This is a genomic window from Caldimonas taiwanensis NBRC 104434 (assembly GCF_001592165.1).
GTDB lineage: Bacteria > Pseudomonadota > Gammaproteobacteria > Burkholderiales > Burkholderiaceae_C > Caldimonas > Caldimonas manganoxidans.
This window is the reverse complement of record NZ_BCWK01000009.1, coordinates 39629-58440: the sequence shown is the minus strand read 5'-3', so window position 1 is coordinate 58440 and position 18812 is coordinate 39629. Positions and strand designations below refer to the sequence as shown.

Below are 18812 nucleotides of genomic sequence, written 5' to 3'. Positions count from 1 at the left end.
ATGTTTTTCAATCTGCCCACTCTGCTGACTTGGGCCCGCATCGTGGCCATTCCGCTCATCGTGGGGGTGTACTACCTGCCCTCTTTGGACGTGGCCACGCGCAATCTGGCTGCGGCGGTGCTGTTCATCATCTTTGCGTTCACCGACTGGGCCGACGGCTGGCTGGCGCGCCGCCTGAACCAAACCTCGGCGTTCGGAGCCTTCCTCGATCCGGTGGCCGACAAATTCTTGGTGTGCGCATCCTTGCTGGTGCTGGTGGAACTCGATCGGGTGGGCGCGTTGATTGCGCTGGTCATCATTGGTCGAGAAATCGCCATCTCGGCCTTGCGTGAATGGATGGCCAGCATCGGTGCGTCGCGCAGCGTGGCCGTGCACATGCTGGGCAAACTCAAGACCGGCACCCAGATGGTGGCCATCCCCTTTCTGCTCTACGATGGCGTGATCTTGCGCGTGATCGACACTCGGCTGTGGGGCACCGGGCTCATCTACCTGGCGGCGATCCTGACCCTTTGGTCCATGGTCTATTACCTGCAAAAGGCCTTGCCCGAGATCCGCGCGAGGTCGTGAGCAGGCGCCGCAGCGCCGGTGCCTGAGCATGCGCCTGGCCTGGTGTTTTCGTGCGCGTCCGACGCGCCGGCTTCGTGGTGGCGCGTGTGGGCCGCCGTCAAGGCCGGCGTGGCCCTGCGGGCGTGGGGCGGTGGTGGGTCGTGCGCAGCCACGGTGGGTCGGCCAGCCAACGCATGAGGTGATCTTGCAGCAGACGCAGCCGCCAGGGCAGTGGGGCGCCGGGTGAGCGCGGCCGCGCCACCCAGTGCACATCGGCGTCCATCATGGCGTAGTCGGGCAACACCTGCACGAGCCGGCCGTCGGCCAATGCATCGTGCACATCCCACAGCGAGCGCAGCATCAAGCCGCGCCCGGCCAGCGCCCACTCTCGCACCACCTCGCCCGAATTGCTCGACAAAGGGCCGCTGACCCGCACGGCCACCTCGGCGGGGCGCCGGCGACGGTGGAGGGCCGTCAATCGCCACGTGGCATAGTGGCTGTCATGCTCGCGCACCACCAGACAGGCGTGTTGGGCGAGGTCGGCCGGTTCCTGCGGGACGCCGCAGCGGCGTAAATAGTCCGGGGAGCCGACGACGATGCGCCGGTTGTGCGCCAGACGACGCACAATCACCCCAGATTCGGGCGGACGCCATAGCCACACGGCCGCATCGAAGCTGGTGCTGGCCAGGTACGGCCAATGTTCCATCAGGTGCAACTGCACGTCCACCGCCGGGTGCTGCGCCTGAAAGTCGGCCAGTGCGGGGGCCACCCACCGCCGGCCGAAACCGAAGCTGCTGACCAGGCGGATGAGTCCCCGTGGCTCGCCGACGCGCTCTTGCAGCGCGTCTTCCAATGCCGCCAAGCCCGCCCGCAGCTCGCGCGCGCGGGCGCAGAACAGCTCACCCTCGTCGGTCAGGCCCAGTCGGCGGGTCGTGCGATGGAACAAGCGCAGCTTCAGCCGCGCCTCCAACGCAGCCAAGCGCTTCGAGACGGCCGGCGGCTCCATTTCCAAGGCGCGCGCCGCCGCGGCCAGGCTGCCGTGTTCGGCCACGGCCAAGACCAAGTGCAAATCCCGGTGTTCGATCATCTGGACGGCTCGTCGGATTGATGCCTGGATGGAAACAATATCTTGCCTCATCGTTTCTTGTGGGGCCGGTGTCGCGGCCCCACAATGCGCGGCATGTTCGACGGCTACAGTCATTGCGAAGTCACGACATCCGGGGCGCGCATCGCGGTGTGGCATGCCGGGGCCGGGCCCACGCTGGTGCTGTTGCATGGGCACCCCCAGACCCATGTGATGTGGCATCGAGTGGCCGACACGCTGGCTCGCGAGTTCAGTGTGTTTGCGCTGGATTTGCGAGGCTATGGCGATTCATCGCGCTTGCCGGCGCATCCCCAGCACCTGTGGCACAGCAAGCGCGCCATGGCGCAAGACGTGGTGGAGGTGATGGCGCATTTCGGTCAGCGCTGCTTTGACGTGCTGGCGCATGATCGGGGCGCGCGCGTGGCGCACCGACTGGCCCTGGACCACCCTGATCGTGTGCGCCGACTGATGCTGTTGGACATCGCGCCGACGCTGGCGATGTATGAGGGCACGACGCGTGCCTTTGCCCAAGCGTATTGGCACTGGTTTTTCTTGATCCAGCCTGCGCCGCTGCCCGAACGCATGATCGAGGCCGACCCGGGTTTTTATGTGCGTCAAGTGATGGGGCAGCGCACTGGCGGCTTGTCGTTGTTTGCGCCGCAAGCTTTGGCGGCTTACGAACGTGCCATGCAGCGCCCGGGCTCGGCGGCCAATGTGTGCGAGGACTATCGCGCCTCGGCCAGCATCGACCTGGAGCATGACCGCCAAGACCGTGCGGCGGGGCGGCGCTTGGCCCAGCCGCTGCGAGTGCTGTGGGGGCGCCACGGCACCGTGGGGCGATGCTTCGACGTGTTGCGCTTGTGGCGCGAGGTGGCCGAGCACGTCGATGGGCGGGCGTTGGAGGCCGGACACTACCTGGCCGAAGAATGCCCGGACGAGGTGCTGCGCGAGGCCCTGCATTTTTTCAAGGAGAACGAATGACACCCCCATCGACCGCGAGCAAAGCCCGCATCGCCGTGATCGCCGGCGATGGTATCGGCAAGGAAGTCATGCCCGAAGGGCTGCGCGTGCTGGATGCGGCCGCACGGCGTTTTGGCATTGCCTTGGAAGTCGATGAGTTTGATTTTTCGAGCTGGGACTACTACGAGCGCCACGGCAAGATGCTGCCCGACGATTGGAAGGACCGCATCGGCGGGCACGACGCGATCTTCTTCGGTGCGGTGGGCTGGCCCCAGAAAATCCCCGACCATGTCTCTCTGTGGGGTTCGTTGCTGAAATTCCGTCGGGAGTTCGATCAGTACATCAATCTGCGACCGGCTCGGCTGATGCCCGGCATCCGCTCACCGCTGGTGCGCCGCGATGGCAGCCCGCGGGCCGCCGGCGAGATCGACATGATGATCGTGCGCGAAAACACCGAGGGCGAATACTCGTCGGTGGGGGGGCGCATGTACGAAGGCACCGAGCGCGAGATCGTGATCCAGGAAACCGTCATGAGCCGCATCGGTGTGGATCGTGTGCTGAAATTTGCGTTCGAGCTGGCGCAGTCGCGTCCGCGTCGCAAACTGACCTCGGCCACCAAGTCCAACGGCATCGCCATCACGATGCCCTATTGGGACGAACGGGTCGAGGCCATGAGCCGTCGGTATCCCGATGTGAGCGTGGACAAGTTCCACATCGACATCCTGACGGCCCATTTCGTTCAGCGGCCCGAGCAGTTCGACGTGGTGGTGGCCAGCAACCTGTTCGGCGACATCCTCAGCGACCTGGGGCCCGCCTGCACCGGCACGATCGGCATCGCGCCTTCGGCCAACCTCAATCCCGAGCGGCGCTTTCCCTCACTGTTCGAGCCGGTGCATGGCTCGGCGCCAGACATCGCTGGGCGTCGTATCGCCAACCCCATCGGGCAGATCTGGTCGGCGGCGATGATGCTCGATTTCCTCGGTCACCGCGGGGCGCACGATGCGATCCTGAGGGCCATCGAGCGCGTGCTCGAGCCCTCCAGCGGCGCGCCCCGCACCCCAGACCTCGGAGGAACGGCCCGCACCGAGGACCTCGGCCGAGCCGTGGAGCAAGCCTTGCGCGAGGTCTGAGCCCGACGTGGGCGTTAGGCGCACAACCCCTTGTCAAGACGAGATTTCACGCGGATCTTTCATTCGTGAAGCAACGGCAAAGCGCATAGAATCCGCTTCCGCGCTTGACACGCTGGAGGGCCGTCGCTGTAATGAACGCGCAGCGTTTGCAGTCGCCCAATCCACCATCACAGCGTCATGCGCAATCGCGGCGCCGGGATCCATATCTTTCGTGTGAGACACCTTGAGAGGGGGTTTTCGTGAACAAGACTGAACTCATCGAGCACATCGCCAAGCAAGCCGACATCTCCAAGGCCGCGGCCAGCCGTGCCCTGGAAGCCATGATCGGTGGTGTGCGGACCACCCTGAAAAAGGGCGGGACCGTCTCGCTGGTCGGATTCGGCACTTTTGCCGTGACCAAGCGTGCCGCTCGCACCGGGCGCAATCCGCGCACCGGGGCTACCATCAAAATCAAGGCGGCCAAAGTGCCGAAGTTCCGTCCTGGCAAGGCTTTGAAAGACGCTCTGAACTGACACCGGCGGCGTTTCTTCTTTTTCACCCCGGGTGCTTAGCTCAGTTGGTAGAGCGGCGCCCTTACAAGGCGTAGGTCGGGGGTTCGAACCCCTCAGCACCCACCACGGTTCATCCGGTTTCATCCCGGGGCTGCGCTAAAATGAGGCTTCCCGTGCCGTGAAGCCCACGGCGCGCGGCTCCGGATCCACCGACAGGACTCCCAAGGCGAACCGAGGTTCGCCTTTGTCGTCTTTGCGGGCGGTTCATCCTTTGGCGGCGCGCTGGCCGCCCACTCACGAGGTCTGTCCGATGTTCGATGCCATCCGCAACAACTCTCGCGTCTTGTTTCTGGTGTTGTTGCTGCTGATCATCCCGTCCTTTGTCTTCTTCGGGCTAGACGGCTACACCCGATTTCGCGAAGGTCGCCAAGTCGTCGCGCAAGTGGGTCGGCTGGAAATCACCCAGTCCGAGCTCGATGAAGCGCATCGCCGCTCGATCGAGCGCGTGCGTCAGCAAATGCCCGGCGTGGACATCGCGATGTTCGACACCCCGGCCATGAAGCAAAGCACGCTGGAGTCCCTGGTGCGTGAGCGGGTGCTGGCCTTGGCGGCCGATCAGCAGCACCTGGTCACGGGCGACGAGCGGGTGCGCCGCATTTTCCGCACCGATCCGCAGTTCGAATTCCTGCGTCGGTCCGATGGCACGGTCAACCAAGACATCCTGAGTGCCCAGGGCATGAGTTCCGAGCAATTCGCCGAGACCTTGCGCCGCGACCTGTCGCTGCGGCAGGTGATCGGCCCGGTGGCGGTCAGCGCCGTCGCCGGGACGACCGCGCGCGATCAGGCCCTGGACGCCTTCTTGCAAGCGCGCGAAGTGCAGTGGAAGCTGTTTGCCGCCAAGGACTTCAGCGCACGCGTCCAACCCACCGACGAGGAGTTGCAGGCGTACTACGAAGACCCGGCCCACGCCTCCCAATTCCAATCGCCTGAATTCGCCACGGTGGAATACCTCGTGCTCGACCTCGAGGCCGTCAAGCGCGGGCTGACCGTCTCCGACGAGGACCTGCGCAAGTACTACGAGGAAAACATCTCGCGCTACTCCACTCCCGAAGAACGTCGCGCGAGCCACATTCTCATCAAGACCGAAGGTGTCTCGCGCGAGCAGGCCCGTGCTCAGGCCCAGGAGTTGTTGGACCAGCTCAAGGCCCGCCCCGAAGCCTTCGCCGATATGGCGCGCCAGCACTCGCAGGACCCGGGCTCTGCGGCACAAGGGGGGGATCTGGGCTTTTTCGGCCGCGGTGCGATGGTCAAGCCTTTCGAAGACGCGGTCTATGCACTCAAGCCGGGTCAGCTCAGTGAGCTGGTGGAGACCGATTTCGGCTTCCACATCATCCGCCTGACCGAAGTGCGCGGCGGTCAGCGCAAGCCCTTCGAAGCGGTGCGCGCCGAGATCGAGGATGCCGTGCGCAGCCAGCTCGCGCAGACCCGCTTTGCCGAGGTGGCCGAGCAGTTCAGCAATCTGGTGTACGAACAGCCCGACAGCCTCCAGCCCGCGGCCACTGCCTTGGGGTTGCAGGTGCGCAAGGCCGAGCGTGTCCAGCGTCAGCCGGCCAGCGGCACCGAAGGTCCTCTGAGCAACGCGCGCCTGCTCGAGGCCTTGTTCAGCGCAGACAGCATTGCCAGCAAACGCAACACCCAGGCCATCGAGGTGGGCCCAGGCCAGCTGGTCTCGGCCCGCATCGTCGAACACTCGCCGGCGCGCACCTTGCCGCTGGAGGAGGTGCGCGACCGGGTGCGCGAGCGCGTGGTGGCCCGCAAGGCCGCCGAGCTGGCGCATCAAGAAGGCCAGGCCAAATTGGCGGCTTGGAAGGCATCTCCCGAGTCGGCCAGCTTGGAGGCACCCAAGACCGTCTCTCGGCTGAACGCCGCTGGCTTGCCCTCGCGGGTGCTGCGTGCGGCCTTGGCCGCTGCGGCCGATGCGTTGCCGGCCTGGGTCGGCGTGGATCTGGGCGACGAGGGCTATGCCGTCGTTCGGGTCAACAAGGTGCTGGGGCGCGATCCATCGCCAGCGGGTGAACCGCTCAAGGCACAGTACATCGATGCCTGGGGGGCTGCCGAAGCGCAGGCTTACTACGCCTCGCTCAAGGAACGTTTCAAGGTCAAAGTCCAGACGGTCTCGCGTTGAGAACGTTCAAGCCGAGGCGGCTGGACGGGGCCGCGATTTCGAGCTTATAATTTCAGACTCTTTGGTGGCTGTAGCTCAGTTGGTAGAGTCCCAGATTGTGATTCTGGTCGTCGTGGGTTCGAGTCCCATCAGCCACCCCAAGTTCTGAGAGTCAAAGGCCTTCGAGGAATCGGGGGCCTTTGTCCTTGGAGCCATGCGCTGTCATAATACGCAGCGTTCGAGGCGGGTGTAGTTCAATGGTAGAACGCCAGCTTCCCAAGCTTGATACGAGGGTTCGATTCCCTTCACCCGCTCCACCGGATTCAAGGGCCGCCTCAGCGGCCCTTTTCCTTTGTAGCCCATCGGTTCGGTCGCGACCTCACCGGTGCAGGTCGCCCAGGCACAAGTACTTGACCTCCAGGTATTCGTCGATGCCATGGTGCGAGCCCTCACGGCCCAGGCCCGACTGCTTGACGCCGCCGAAGGGGACTTCGGCCACCGAGATCAGCCCGGTGTTGATGCCCACCATGCCATATTCCAATGCCTCGGCCACCCGGACGATGCGGCCGATGTCGCGGCTGTAGAAGTAGCTCGCCAAACCATATTCCGTGGCGTTGGCCAGCGCGACGACCTCGTCTTCGGTCTTGAAGCGAAGCACCGGTGCCACCGGGCCAAACGTTTCTTCTTGCGAGCAGCGCATCTCGGGTGTCACATCGGCCAGCACGGTGGGGGCAAAGAAGCGTTGGCCCACACGCTGGCCGCCGGTGAGCACGCGCGCGCCTTTGGCGCAGGCGTCGGCCACATGGGCTTCCACCTTGGCCAACGCCGACTCGTCGATCAGCGGGCCGATGTGCACCCCCGGCTCGAAGCCCGAGCCCAGTTTGAGGCCGCGCACCTTGTCGGCCAGCTTGGCGACGAAGCTTTCATACACGCCATCCTGCACATACAGCCGGTTGGCGCACACGCAGGTTTGGCCTGCGTTGCGGTATTTGCTGGCCACGGCGCCTTCGACGGCGCTGTCCAGGTCGGCATCGTCGAAGACGATGAACGGTGCATTGCCGCCCAGCTCCAGCGATAGCTTCTTGACCGTCGACGCGCATTGCTGCATCAGGATGCGTCCCACCTCGGTCGAGCCGGTGAAGGACAGGTGGCGCACGACTTCGCTGGTGCACAGCACCTTGCCGATCTCGATGGACTGGGCGCTGTCGCCAGTGACGACATTGAGCACGCCCGGCGGCATGCCGGCGCGCTGGGCCAGTTCGGCTGCGGCCAGCGCCGACAGCGGCGTTTGTTCGGCCGGCTTGATGACCACCGGACAGCCCGCGGCCAGGGCCGGGGCCACCTTGCGGGTGATCATCGCGATGGGGAAGTTCCAAGGCGTGATGGCCGCGCACACGCCGATGGGCTGTTTGAGCACCCAATAGCGCTTGGTGGGGTCGGTGGTGGGGATGGTCTCGCCGTAGACGCGTCGGGCTTCCTCGGCGAACCATTCCACGAAACTGGCGGCATAGAGCACCTCACCGCGGGCTTCGGCCAAGGGCTTGCCCTGTTCGGCCGTCATGATGCGGGCCAAGTCCTCGGCATGCTCGTGGAGCAGCTGGAACCATTTCATCAGCACGGCGGCGCGCTGTTTGGCGGTCTGGGCGCGCCAAGCCGGCCAGGCGGCATGGGCCGCGGCGATGGCCGCTGCGGCGTCGGAGGCGCCCAAGTTGGCGACCTCGGCCAGTGGCTGGCCGGTGGCCGGATCATGCACGGCAAAGCGAGCGGTGCCGGGCACCCATTGGCCGTCGATCAAGGCATCGGTCTTGAGCAAGCGAGGGTCTTTGAGCGCGGCAAGCGGCGAGCGGGTGGTCTCCATGAAGGCATGTCCTCACGTCAATAAAGGCTGGGGTTCATCATAGGCGGGCGGCGGCGGGCCTGCTGACACCTGCGTGACCGTGACGGCCCCAGTGGCGCTGCGGCGCGGCGGCGCAAGTCGGCAGCGGCCTTTCTATAATCGAAAACTTCGCCAAATCAAGCATTTACAGGGTCGCCTGGCTGACCTTGCGCTTGAGGAGCCGTCCTAGCAGCCTGCCCAGAAAGCCCCGGATGAAAGCCGCCGAGATCCGCCGAACCTTCTTGAAGTTTTTCGAGTCCAAAGGACACACCGTGGTGCCGTCCAGTCCCGTGGTGCCCGCAGACGACCCGACGCTGCTGTTCACCAACGCCGGGATGAACCAGTTCAAGGACGTGTTCCTGGGCTTCGACAAGCGGCCGTATTCCCGAGCGGCCACGGCGCAAAAGTGCATCCGCGCCGGCGGCAAGCACAACGATCTCGAGAACGTGGGCTACACCGCGCGCCACCACACCTTCTTCGAGATGTTGGGCAATTTCAGCTTTGGGGACTATTTCAAGCGCGATGCGATCAGGTACGCCTGGGAGCTGCTGACCGAGCACTTCAAATTGCCGCCGTCCAAGCTGTGGGTCACCGTCTACGCCGAAGATGACGAGGCCTATGACATCTGGCACAAGGACGTGGGCGTGCCGGCCGAGCGCATCGTGCGCATCGGCGACAACAAGGGCGCGCGCTACGCCTCGGACAACTTCTGGATGATGGGCGACACGGGGCCTTGCGGTCCCTGCACCGAGATTTTTTACGACCACGGCGAAGGCATCCCGGGCGGCCCGCCGGGCAGCCCTGACGAGGACGGCGACCGCTACATCGAAATATGGAACAACGTCTTCATGCAGTTCAATCGCACGGAAGACGGTCAGATGCACCCGCTGCCCAAGCCCAGCGTGGATACCGGCATGGGGCTGGAGCGCATCGCGGCGGTGCTGCAGGGGGTGCACTCGAATTACGAGATCGATCTCTTCGTGGCCCTGCTGGCGGCGGCCAAGCAGGCGGTGGATGCGGCCGGCGCGGGCGATTGCGACAAAGGCAGCCCGTCGCTGAAGGTGATCGCCGACCACATCCGCGCCTGCGCCTTCATGGTGGCCGATGGCGTGATTCCCGGCAACGAAGGCCGTGGCTACGTGCTGCGCCGTATCGCCCGGCGGGCCATCCGGCATGGCTACAAGCTTGGCGCGCGGGTGCCATTCTTTCACCGGATCGTTGCCGCCGTGGTGCAGCAAATGGGCGACGCCTACCCCGAGCTGCGTCAGCACCAGGCTCGCATCACCGAGGTGCTCAAGCAGGAGGAGGAGCGCTTCTTCCAAACCATTGCGCACGGGATGGAGATCCTCGAGGCGGCGCTGGCCGGCGGTGCCCGGCAAGTCGATGGCGAACTGGCGTTCAAGCTGCACGACACCTACGGCTTTCCGCTCGATCTGACGGCCGACGTGTGCCGAGAGCGGGGGGTGACGGTGGATGCGGCCGGCTTCGAGGCGGCCATGGCGCGCCAGCGCGAACAGGCCCGCGCGGCGGGCAAGTTCAAGATGGCCGCCGGCCTGGAATACCGCGGCGCGCCGACCACGTTTCACGGCTACGAGCGGTTGGTGCACGAGGGGGCTCGGGTCACGGCGGTCTATGTGGATGGCACCTCGGTGGACAGCGCCCGTGCCGGTGACGATGCGGTGATCGTGCTCGATCACACGCCGTTCTATGCCGAATCGGGGGGGCAGGTGGGCGACACGGGGGAGCTGCGCAACAAGACGGCGCGTTTCCTCGTGGAAGACACGCAGAAAATCCAGGCCGATGTCTTTGGCCATCACGGCCGTGTGGTGGAAGGCGAGATCCGGGTGGGCGACATGATCGATGCCCGGGTGGATGCCGAGCGCCGCGCTCGCACGATGCGCAACCACAGCGCCACCCACTTGATGCACAAAGCTTTGCGCGAGGTGCTGGGCGAGCATGTGCAGCAAAAGGGCTCGTTGGTCAATGCCGAGCGCACGCGCTTCGACTTTTCCCACCATGCGCCGCTGACGCCTGAGCAGATCCAGCGCATCGAAGCGCTGGTCAATGCCGAGATCCTCGCCAATGCCGACACCCAGGCGCGCATCATGCCGATCGAAGAAGCGCAAAAGCTCGGGGCGGTGATGCTGTTCGGTGAAAAGTACGGCGCTCAGGTGCGCGTGCTGGACATCGGCAGCAGTCGCGAGCTGTGTGGGGGCACCCATGTGGCGCGCACCGGCGACATCGGCTTGTTCAAGATCGTGTCCGAAAGCGGTGTGGCCGCTGGGGTGCGCCGTGTGGAAGCGGTGACCGGTGAGAACGCGCTGGCTTACGTGCAAGGCTTGGAGTCCACGGTCGGTCAACTGGCCGGCGTGCTCAAAGCCACGCCATCGGATGTGCCGCAGCGGGTGGCCCAGGTGCTGGAGCAGGTGCGTTCGCTCGAAAAAGAGCTGGCCGCACTCAAGGGCAAGCTGGCCTCGGTGCAAGGCGATGAGCTGATGGCCAAGGCCGTGGACGTCAAAGGCATCCGCGTGTTGGCAGCCACCTTGGACGGCGCAGACGCCAAGACCCTGCGCGAGACCATGGACAAGCTCAAGGACAAGCTCAAGACCGCCGCGATCGTGCTGGCCGCCGTCGATGGTGGCAAGGTGCAGCTGGCCGCAGGGGTGACGAGCGACAACACGGCCAAGCTCAAAGCCGGCGACTTGGTCAACTTCGTGGCTCAGCAGGTGGGGGGCAAAGGCGGGGGCAAGCCCGATTTGGCCATGGCCGGTGGCAGCGATGTGAGCAAGCTGCCGCAAGCCTTGGCCTCGGTGCCTGCCTGGGTGGCCGAGCGGGTCTGAGCGGCCCCAGCAGTGGGCGTTGTGCCATGGCTCTGTGGATGCCACGTGCGGCGATGGCCGCGGTGGTGTTTGCCGTGTGGATGCCCGCGATCGGGTGGGCCCGCGACATGCTGGGCTTGCGCGAGGCCCAGCCCGCCGAGGTGGTGCGCTGGTTCGTCGAGGCCTGTGTGGTCCATGAAGGTGAGCCCGTGGCCGTGATGGACTGGGCCCTCACCCAAGGCTTCGACCCGCTTGATCCCAGCATTCCCGAAGTGGGCGTCTTGTTGGGCGGCCGCGCGGGTGCCGTGCTGCGCAGCCCGGATGCCACGGTGATGCTGGCCACCACGATGGATGGGGCCTGCACCGTGTGGGCTGAGCGCAGCATCGGGCCGGCGGTGTACCTGGCCTGGCAGCAGGCCGTCACCCGGCTCAGTGGCAGCGGTGCGCGCGTGCAGGTGCAGTTCGAGCGTTACGTCGAGCGTGCCGGGGTGTGGCGGCGGCAATGGCAGGCTCGATATCGCCGTGTGGGCGGCACGCAGGAGCTGGGCCTGGGCTTGGTCGCCACCCTGACCGATGGGCCTGCGGCGCAGGTGTTCCAACTGTGGCGGCGGCCCGCCGTCGAGTCCGCGACCGACCCCGACGGTTGGCCGCGGCACTGAGGGCGGGGCTCAGGCGTAGGTCAACTCGCGCGCTTTGCCCCAAAACACCCGGTAGGCGAACACCGTGTAGCCGATGATGGCGGGCACGGTGAGTGCCGTGCCCAAGAGAATGACCTTGAGCGAAGCTGGGGCGCTGGCGGCCTCCCAGATCGTGAGGCGGTCCATCACCACATAGGGATAGAGGCTGTAGGCCAGGCCGAAGAATCCCAGCACGAAGACGGCCACCACCAACGCGAACGGCACCCAGCACAGGCGGCCCAGGATGCGGGGGGAGTTCAACAAGACGCGCAGCGTGACCAGCGCGGCGGCGGTCACCAAGGGAATGGGCAGCAGCGCGATGAATCCGGGCATCGTGAACCAGCGCGCGCGTACGGTTTCGCTCACGATGGGCGTGGCCAAAGAGATCAGCCCCATGCCCAGCACCACTGGCAGCCAGGCCAGCCGGGCCCAGCCGGCGGCGCGGGCTTGCAGCGCTCCGTCGGTTTTCATCACCAGCCAAGTGGCCCCCAGCAGCACGTAAGCCGTGGCCAGCGCCACCGCGATGGCTGCGGCAAACACCGTGTACTGCCAGCCTTGGGCAAAGCCGGTGATGTAGCGACCCAGCATCCAGCCTTGGGCCAGCGAGGCCATCATCGAGCCGACGAAAAAGGCTCGGTTCCACAGCGGTTTGTGCTCGTCCTGGGCTTTGACGCGGAAGTCGAAGGCCACGCCGCGCAGGATCAGGCCGATGAGCATCACGGCCACCGGCAAGTACAGGGCCGTCAGCACGATGCCATGCGCCTTGGGAAAGGCGATCAGCAAAATGCCCACGCCCAGCACCAGCCAGGTTTCGTTGGCGTCCCAGAACGGGCCGATGGACGACACCATCACATCCTTTTGCTCGGGCGTGGCCCGATGCATCAACATGCCCACGCCGAGGTCGAATCCGTCCAGCACGACATAGGCGAGCATGGCCAAGCCCATCACGGCCATGAAAATCAGGGGCAAAGTCGCGTCGAAGCTCATCAGCGGGCCTCCACGGGTTGAGCAGGGCCGGTGCTGGCGTAGCGCACCGGGGCGTCGATGGGTTTGCTGGCCATGTGGGCGATCACGCCGACATAGGCCACGATCAAGGCCAAGTAGACCGTGATGTAAGCAGCCAGGGTCAGTGCGATCATCGGCGCGGGCGTGGCGGAGGCCACGTCGGCCGTGCGCAGCAGGCCTTGCACGATGTAGGGCTGACGGCCGATCTCGGTGACGTACCAACCGGCCACGGTGGCCACCCAGCCAGAAAAGCTCATCGCCGTCAGACCCCACAGCAGGCCACGCGGCAGTCGCTCCGGCGCCCAGCCGCGCCGGCGCAGCATCCACCAGCCCACCCAACTGGCCAGCAGCATCAGCATCCCCGTGCCCACCATGATGCGAAAGCCGAAAAACAGCGGTGCCACCGGCGGATGCGAGTCGACGAACTCGTTGAGGCCACGGATCTCACCGTCGAGCTCATGCGTGAGGATGAGGCTGGCGCCCTTGGGAATGCCCAGTTCGTAGCGGTTGCTGCGGGTGGCCTCGTCGGGCCAGGCAAACAGCAGCAGGGGCGCGCCGCGTTCGGTGTTCCACACCCCTTCGATGGCGGCGATCTTCTGTGGCTGGTGTTGCAGCGTGTTGAGGCCATGCAAGTCGCCCACGAGGATTTGCAGTGGAATGAGCACGGCTCCAAGCGTCAGACCGGTGCGCATCACTTTCGGGGTCGAGACATTGGTTTTGCCCTTGAGCACTTGCCAGGCGCTCAAGCCGGCCAGCAAGAAGGCCACCGTCAGCCCGGAGGCCAGCAGCATGTGGGTCAGGCGATAGGGGAAAGACGGGTTGAAGACCACGCGCGCCCAATCGACCGCGTGGAATTCGCCGTCGATGATTTGGTAGCCCGCGGGGGTCTGCATCCACGAGTTGAGGCTGAGGATCCAGAAAGCGCTCATCGTCGTGCCCAGCGCCACCAGGAACGTGGCCAGCAAATGCACTCGTTCGCTCACCTTGCCGTGACCGAAGAGCATCACGCCCAGAAACGTGGCTTCGAGAAAGAACGCTGTGAGCACCTCATAGCCCAGCAACGGGCCGGCAATGTTGCCCACGCGTTCCATGAAGCCCGGCCAGTTGGTGCCAAACTGGAAGCTCATCGTGATGCCCGAGACCACCCCGAGCGCGAAGCTCAGCGCGAACACTTTGGTCCAGAAACGGTAGGCACCGAGCCAGGCTGCATCCTGCGTGCGCAGCCAGCGCCAGCGGAAAAACAGCAGCACCCAGCACAAGGCGATGGTGATGGTGGGAAACAGGATATGGAAGGTGATGTTGGCTGCGAATTGCAGTCGGGCCAGAAGCAGGGCATCCATGGTGGTGGGGGGACTGAAGGTCGACGATCAGCGGGGCAAGGCGCCTTGCGCACGCAGCTTGCCGGTGTACTCGAGCAGTTTGCCCACGCGCGAGCCCATCTTCATCAGCTGGGCCAGGGTCTGGGCGTCCAGGCGTTGCACGTCGTCGAACCAGGTGGTGATCAGTTCGATCAAGTCGTGCATGCCTTTCATGCGTTCTTGGGCGATGCGGTCTTCCTCCTGTGTGGGGTGTTCCAGCAAGGCGTTGCGCAGCATGGACAGCGTGGGCTCGATTTCACGGCGCCGACGTTCCTCGGCCAGCGTGCGGAAGATCTCCCAGGCGTCCGTGGGCGCTTCGTAGTAGTCGCGTCGATCGCCGGCGAAGTGCTTGAGCTTGACCAGTCGCCAGGCTTGTAGTTCCTTCAAGCCCATGCTGACATTCGAGCGCGAGAACTCCAAGCGCTCGGCGATTTCCTCCGCGTTGAGCGGTCGCGGCGAGACGAACAGCAACGCGTAGATCTGCCCCACGGTACGGTTGATGCCCCAGCGGCTGCCCATCTCGCCGAAATGAGCAACGAAGCTGCGCACCAATGGAGTCATGCTGTTCATGGCAAAGCGGGCCCGAGGGTTGATGCAGGTCAAGCGAGTGTAGCCTGAAATTTCAGAAATTTCTGAAATCTAGAAAATTCCGAGGCCCGGCATCGGGTATGGGCGAGGCTGCGGATAATCCGGGCCGGTCTGTGTCTTGGCTGGATGTCTGCGATGACGGTTGCCGACGGGTTGGTCCCGATGTCTCGCCGCACGTGCCTGCGGGCGGCTGCGGCCTGGGGGCTGCTGAGTCCGGCGGCATGGGCGGCGCCGCGGGCCTGGGTGCGTCCTTGGACGGGGCGGCCTTCCACGCCGCCGCTGGCTTTGCCTGCTTTGGAGGGAGGCGTGCGCCGCTTGGCCGATTGGCGCGGCCAGGTCGTGCTGCTGAACTTTTGGGCCAGTTGGTGCGAGCCTTGCGTCTCGGAGATGCCGGCCTTGTTGCGCCTGGCCGAAAGTCGGGCCGATCAGGGCCTGGTGGTGCTGGCCGTGAACTACCAGGAAAGCGAAGCCAAGGTGCGATCCTTTTTGGACCTGGTTTTCGGCGAGATTCCGCAGGCCTTGCCGGTCTTGATGGACCGTGATGGCCAAGCGGCCAAAGCCTGGACGGCCCGTGTGCTGCCCACCACGGTGATCGTGGACCGTTCGGGCCAGCCGCGTTGGAGCGTCATGGGCGAGTGGAACTGGACGGGGCCTCAGGCGCGCGAATTGATCGAGCCCTTGCTGAGGTCCGGCCGATAATTCGGCATCGTCGCAAATTGGGTTTTGTCAGCGTTTCTTTGGGAGAGGTCGGCTGTGAAGCAAGGTGGGGTGTGGCATCGCCGTCGCGTGTTGCAAGGCTTGGGGGCATCGGCGCTCGGTTTGGGCCTGCTGCGTGCGCCTCATGCGCAGGCACGTCGCTTCGAGCCGGTGCCGGGGGATTGGCGCCGCTTCGAAGTCACCACGCGGGTGGAACTTCAGCAGCCCGTGGGGGCGGCGCAGGTGTGGGTGCCGCTGCCATCGGTGCAGTCGGACTATCAACAAGTGTTGGGCCATCAGTGGCGTGGCACAGCGGCCGAGGCGCGCATCGTGGCCGACGAGCGCTACGGTGCGCGCATGCTCATGGCCCGCTTCGAGGCATCGGCGTCCGCACCGTCGATCGAGGTCAGCAGCGTGGTGCTCACGCGGGATCGGGCCGTGGACTGGCAGCGTCCCGTGTCGGTGGCCGTAGACCCGGCCACATTGCGGTTTTGGCTGCAACCGACCGATTTGTTGCCGACCGATGGCATCGTGCGTGACACCGCGCGGCGCATCATTGGCAGCGCGCGTGGGGATGTCGACAAGGTGCGACGCATCTACGATTGGGTGGTGCATTCCACTTATCGCGAGCCGCAGGTGCGCGGCTGCGGCGTCGGCGACATCAAGGCCATGCTGGAGACGGGCAACTTCGGTGGCAAGTGTGGCGACATCAATGCCTTGTTCGTGGGGTTGTGCCGTGCCGTCGGGGTGCCGGCGCGCGATGTGTACGGCATCCGGCTGGCGCCCTCGGCATTTGGTTACCGGGAGCTCGGTGCCAACTCCGCCCAGTTGAAGTCGGCTCAGCACTGCCGCGCCGAGGTGTTCCTGCGCGAGCATGGCTGGGTGGCGATGGATCCGGCCGACGTGGGCAAGGTCATGCGGCAGGAGTCGTCGCGCTGGATCCGCGACCCGCGTGATCCGCTCGTTGCGCCGGTTTACGCGGGTCTGTTCGGAGGCTGGGAGGGCAACTGGATGGCATACAACATGGCGCATGACCTGGCTTTGCCCGGCTCGCAGGGCCCGCGCCTGGCCTTTCTGATGTATCCGCAGGCCGAACATGCTTCGGGGCGTTACGATCCGCTCGATCCCGATCGCTTCAAGTACAGCATCTTTGCCCGTGAACTCTGATCCTTGGTTGGCCCTGCAGGGCCGCAAGCTGGTGCTGGCCTTGTCCGGCGGAGTGGCCTGCTACAAGAGCGCCGAGCTCGTGCGCCTGCTGGTCAAGGCAGGCGCCTCGGTGCAGGTCGTGATGAGCGAGGCGGCCGAGCGCTTCATCACGGCGATGACGATGCAGGCATTGTCGGGTCAGCCGGTGGTGACCAGTCCTTGGGATGCGCGCGAGCCCAACCACATGGCGCACATCAACCTGACCCGAGGGGTGGATGCCATCGTGATCGCTCCGGCCAGCGCCGACTGCATCGCCGCGCTGGCGCAGGGCCGGGCCGATGATCTCATCAGTCTGATGTGCTTGGCGCGGCCCTGGGCCGTGGGCGAGCGGCCTTGTCCGCTGCTGCTGGCCCCGGCGATGAACCGCGAGATGTGGTCGCACCCGGCCACGCAGCGCAACGTGGCCCAAGTGGTGGCCGACGGCGCCGTCTTGTTGGGGCCGGGGCATGGCGATCAAGCCTGCGGAGAGATCGGCGATGGCCGCATGCTGGAGGCCGAGGAGCTGTTCGAGGAGATCGTCGCCTTCTTCGAGCCCAAGGTGCTGCAGGGCCAGCGGGTGCTGATCACGGCCGGGCCGACCTTCGAGGCCATCGACCCGGTGCGCGGCGTCACCAATTTGTCCAGTGGCAAGATGGGGTTCGCGCTGGCCAGGGCGGCCCGCGAGGCCGGCGCCGAGGTCACCCTGGTGGCTGGCCCCGTGGCCTTGGGCACTCCGCGTGGCGTGCGCCGTATCGATGTGCGCAGCGCCGTGCAGATGTTCGAGGCCGTGATGTCGGTGGTGGCCGCGCAGGACGTGTTCATCGCCACCGCGGCGGTGGCCGACTGGCGGCCAGCCACCGCGGCCGAACACAAGCTCAAGAAAGACGGTTCGGGCCAGTGCCCGGTGTTGAGCTTCGTCGAAAACCCTGACATTTTGGCCAGCGTCGCGCGCCTGCCTCATGCCCCGTACTGTGTGGGCTTTGCGGCCGAAAGCGAGAAACTGGCCGAGCATGCCCGCACCAAGCGTCAGCGCAAGGCAGTGCCGTTGCTCGTGGCCAATCTTGGCCCGAGCACGTTCGGCTGCGATGACAATGCCGTGTTGTTGGTCGATGCGCAGGGTGAGCGGCCTTTGCCCGAGGACGGCCGTCGCGTCGACAAGCTCGTGTTGGCGCGCCTGCTGGTGCGCGAAATCGCCCAACGATTGTCCAAGCATCACTCATGACGACCATTGCTTTGAAAGTGCTCGACGCCCGCATGGCCGAGCACCTGCCCAGCTACGCCACGCCCGGCAGTGCCGGGCTGGATCTGCGGGCCTGTCTGGAGGGCCCGCTGGTCCTGGAGCCGGGGCAGACCGAGCTCATCCCCACGGGTTTGGCCATCCATCTCGGGGATCCGGGCTTGGCCGCGCTGATCCTGCCACGCTCGGGATTGGGTCACAAGCACGGCATCGTGCTGGGCAATCTGGTGGGCTTGATCGATTCGGACTACCAGGGGCAGCTCATGGTGAGCTGCTGGAACCGCGGACACGAGACCTTCACGGTGCAGCCGATGGAGCGCATTGCGCAATTGGTCATCGTGCCGGTGGTGCAGGCCCGCTTCGAGCGGGTCGAGGATTTCGAGGCCTCGCACCGCGGCAAGGGCGGTTTTGGCTCGACGGGCCGGCATTGAGGCGACCCGAGCAGGCCGCCGAAGGCAGCACCGCGCTGACCGTCAGTGCAAGGTGGAACCGCTGGGCGGGCTGCTCAGCACGCTGAGCACCGGCTGGCCGACGCTGCGGTTTTCGATTTCCGCCTCGGTGGCTTCGCGCACGCCACGCACCTTCAGTGCCAAGCGCAGCGCCATCCCGGCCAAGGGATGGTTGCCGTCCAGCACCACATGGCTGTCATAAACCTCGGTGACCGTGTAGATGCGGTCGGCAGGCATGTCGCGGGTGGTGATGCCTTCGGGCAGGCCGTCGAACTGCATGCCCGGCTCGATGTGCTCGGAAAAGAGCTTGCGATCTTCGAAGAACACCAACGAGGCGTCGTATTCTCCGAAGGCATGCTCCGGCTCCAGATGCAACTTGGTCTCGAAGCCGACTTCCTGCCCTTCGAGCACTTCTTCGACCTTGGCCAAGAGATCGTCGCCGCCGTAGAAAAACTCCACGGGCTCGGACAGCTCGTCGATGAGATGGCCCAGAGTGTCTTCGAGTCGCCAGGTCAGGCTGACGACGCAGGGAGAGGTGATGCGCATG

Annotated in this window: 17 protein-coding genes and 3 tRNA genes; 14 read left to right on the top strand and 6 right to left on the bottom strand. The window is 65.4% G+C overall.

The window, feature by feature from the left end:
• Positions 1-567: a CDP-diacylglycerol--glycerol-3-phosphate 3-phosphatidyltransferase gene (gene pgsA, locus CTA01S_RS09565; protein WP_019559668.1), complete on the top strand. Its 567-nt coding sequence runs from the start codon at positions 1-3 to the stop codon at positions 565-567.
• Between the two features lie 97 nt (positions 568-664).
• Here pgsA and CTA01S_RS09560 read toward each other — a convergent pair whose 3' ends face one another.
• Positions 665-1633: a LysR family transcriptional regulator gene (locus tag CTA01S_RS09560; RefSeq protein ID WP_232301038.1), complete on the bottom strand. Its 969-nt coding sequence runs from the start codon at positions 1631-1633 to the stop codon at positions 665-667.
• 93 nt (positions 1634-1726) lie between these two features.
• Between CTA01S_RS09560 and CTA01S_RS09555 the strand changes: the two genes are divergently transcribed.
• The 7 genes from CTA01S_RS09555 to CTA01S_RS09525 all read left to right on the top strand — a co-directional run bounded on the left by CTA01S_RS09555 (position 1727) and on the right by CTA01S_RS09525 (position 6692).
• The gene (locus tag CTA01S_RS09555; RefSeq protein ID WP_062194926.1) at positions 1727-2611 is read left to right on the top strand and encodes an alpha/beta fold hydrolase; all 885 of its coding nucleotides are present in this window, start codon (positions 1727-1729) and stop codon (positions 2609-2611) included.
• Positions 2608-3720, top strand: coding sequence for a tartrate dehydrogenase (locus CTA01S_RS09550; protein WP_062194923.1), 1113 nt, complete (start codon positions 2608-2610; stop codon positions 3718-3720). The genes CTA01S_RS09555 and CTA01S_RS09550 overlap by 4 nt, the downstream gene beginning before the upstream one ends.
• A gap of 239 nt (positions 3721-3959) precedes the next feature.
• Positions 3960-4232 (top strand): HU family DNA-binding protein, encoded by a 273-nt coding sequence (locus CTA01S_RS09545; RefSeq protein ID WP_019559672.1) that lies wholly within the window; start codon positions 3960-3962, stop codon positions 4230-4232.
• A gap of 29 nt (positions 4233-4261) precedes the next feature.
• Positions 4262-4337, top strand: a tRNA-Val gene (locus tag CTA01S_RS09540).
• 184 nt (positions 4338-4521) lie between these two features.
• Complete coding sequence (locus CTA01S_RS09535) at positions 4522-6396, top strand: SurA N-terminal domain-containing protein (RefSeq protein ID WP_062194920.1); 1875 nt, start codon at positions 4522-4524, stop codon at positions 6394-6396.
• A gap of 64 nt (positions 6397-6460) precedes the next feature.
• Positions 6461-6536 (top strand) — tRNA-His (locus CTA01S_RS09530).
• An 82-nt stretch (positions 6537-6618) separates the two neighbouring features.
• Positions 6619-6692 (top strand) — tRNA-Gly (locus tag CTA01S_RS09525).
• A gap of 62 nt (positions 6693-6754) precedes the next feature.
• Here the strand turns inward: CTA01S_RS09525 and CTA01S_RS09520 are convergent.
• Entirely contained in the window at positions 6755-8233 is a 1479-nt protein-coding gene (locus CTA01S_RS09520; RefSeq protein WP_019559674.1) for an NAD-dependent succinate-semialdehyde dehydrogenase, read from the bottom strand.
• A gap of 230 nt (positions 8234-8463) precedes the next feature.
• Here CTA01S_RS09520 and alaS point away from each other — a divergent pair, with 230 nt between their 5' ends.
• Both alaS and CTA01S_RS09510 read left to right on the top strand, forming a co-directional pair.
• Positions 8464-11091, top strand: a complete 2628-nt coding sequence (alaS, locus tag CTA01S_RS09515) for an alanine--tRNA ligase (RefSeq protein WP_062194918.1) — start codon at positions 8464-8466, stop codon at positions 11089-11091.
• A 26-nt stretch (positions 11092-11117) separates the two neighbouring features.
• Complete coding sequence (locus CTA01S_RS09510) at positions 11118-11729, top strand: NMCC_0638 family (lipo)protein (protein ID WP_157451341.1); 612 nt, start codon at positions 11118-11120, stop codon at positions 11727-11729.
• Between the two features lie 9 nt (positions 11730-11738).
• Here the strand turns inward: CTA01S_RS09510 and CTA01S_RS09505 are convergent, their stop codons facing one another.
• The 3 genes from CTA01S_RS09505 to CTA01S_RS09495 are packed head-to-tail and all read right to left on the bottom strand — an operon-like array spanning position 11739 to position 14680.
• Positions 11739-12734: a cytochrome d ubiquinol oxidase subunit II gene (locus CTA01S_RS09505; RefSeq protein ID WP_019559677.1), complete on the bottom strand. Its 996-nt coding sequence runs from the start codon at positions 12732-12734 to the stop codon at positions 11739-11741.
• On the bottom strand, positions 12734-14092 hold the full coding sequence (locus tag CTA01S_RS09500) for a cytochrome ubiquinol oxidase subunit I (protein ID WP_062194912.1): 1359 nt from the start codon (positions 14090-14092) through the stop codon (positions 12734-12736). The genes CTA01S_RS09505 and CTA01S_RS09500 overlap by 1 nt, the downstream gene beginning before the upstream one ends.
• Positions 14093-14119: 27 nt before the next feature.
• Positions 14120-14680 (bottom strand): GbsR/MarR family transcriptional regulator, encoded by a 561-nt coding sequence (locus tag CTA01S_RS09495; RefSeq protein WP_198150846.1) that lies wholly within the window; start codon positions 14678-14680, stop codon positions 14120-14122.
• A 153-nt stretch (positions 14681-14833) separates the two neighbouring features.
• Between CTA01S_RS09495 and CTA01S_RS09490 the strand changes: the two genes are divergently transcribed.
• From CTA01S_RS09490 to dut, 4 genes are all read left to right on the top strand, one after another.
• Positions 14834-15397 carry a TlpA disulfide reductase family protein gene (locus tag CTA01S_RS09490; protein WP_062194909.1) on the top strand — a complete coding sequence of 188 codons (564 nt, stop codon included), beginning with the start codon at positions 14834-14836 and terminating at the stop codon, positions 15395-15397.
• Positions 15398-15466: 69 nt separating this feature from the next.
• The gene (locus CTA01S_RS09485; protein ID WP_156824515.1) at positions 15467-16561 is read left to right on the top strand and encodes a transglutaminase-like domain-containing protein; all 1095 of its coding nucleotides are present in this window, start codon (positions 15467-15469) and stop codon (positions 16559-16561) included.
• Entirely contained in the window at positions 16551-17801 is a 1251-nt protein-coding gene (gene coaBC, locus CTA01S_RS09480; RefSeq protein ID WP_232301037.1) for a bifunctional phosphopantothenoylcysteine decarboxylase/phosphopantothenate--cysteine ligase CoaBC, read from the top strand. The genes CTA01S_RS09485 and coaBC overlap by 11 nt, the downstream gene beginning before the upstream one ends.
• Positions 17798-18247, top strand: coding sequence for a dUTP diphosphatase (gene dut / locus CTA01S_RS09475; RefSeq protein ID WP_062194905.1), 450 nt, complete (start codon positions 17798-17800; stop codon positions 18245-18247). Before coaBC ends, dut begins: the two co-directional genes overlap by 4 nt.
• A gap of 42 nt (positions 18248-18289) precedes the next feature.
• Here dut and CTA01S_RS09470 read toward each other — a convergent pair whose 3' ends face one another.
• Entirely contained in the window at positions 18290-18811 is a 522-nt protein-coding gene (locus CTA01S_RS09470; protein ID WP_026329970.1) for an FKBP-type peptidyl-prolyl cis-trans isomerase, read from the bottom strand.
• Position 18812: the final 1 nt, after the last annotated feature.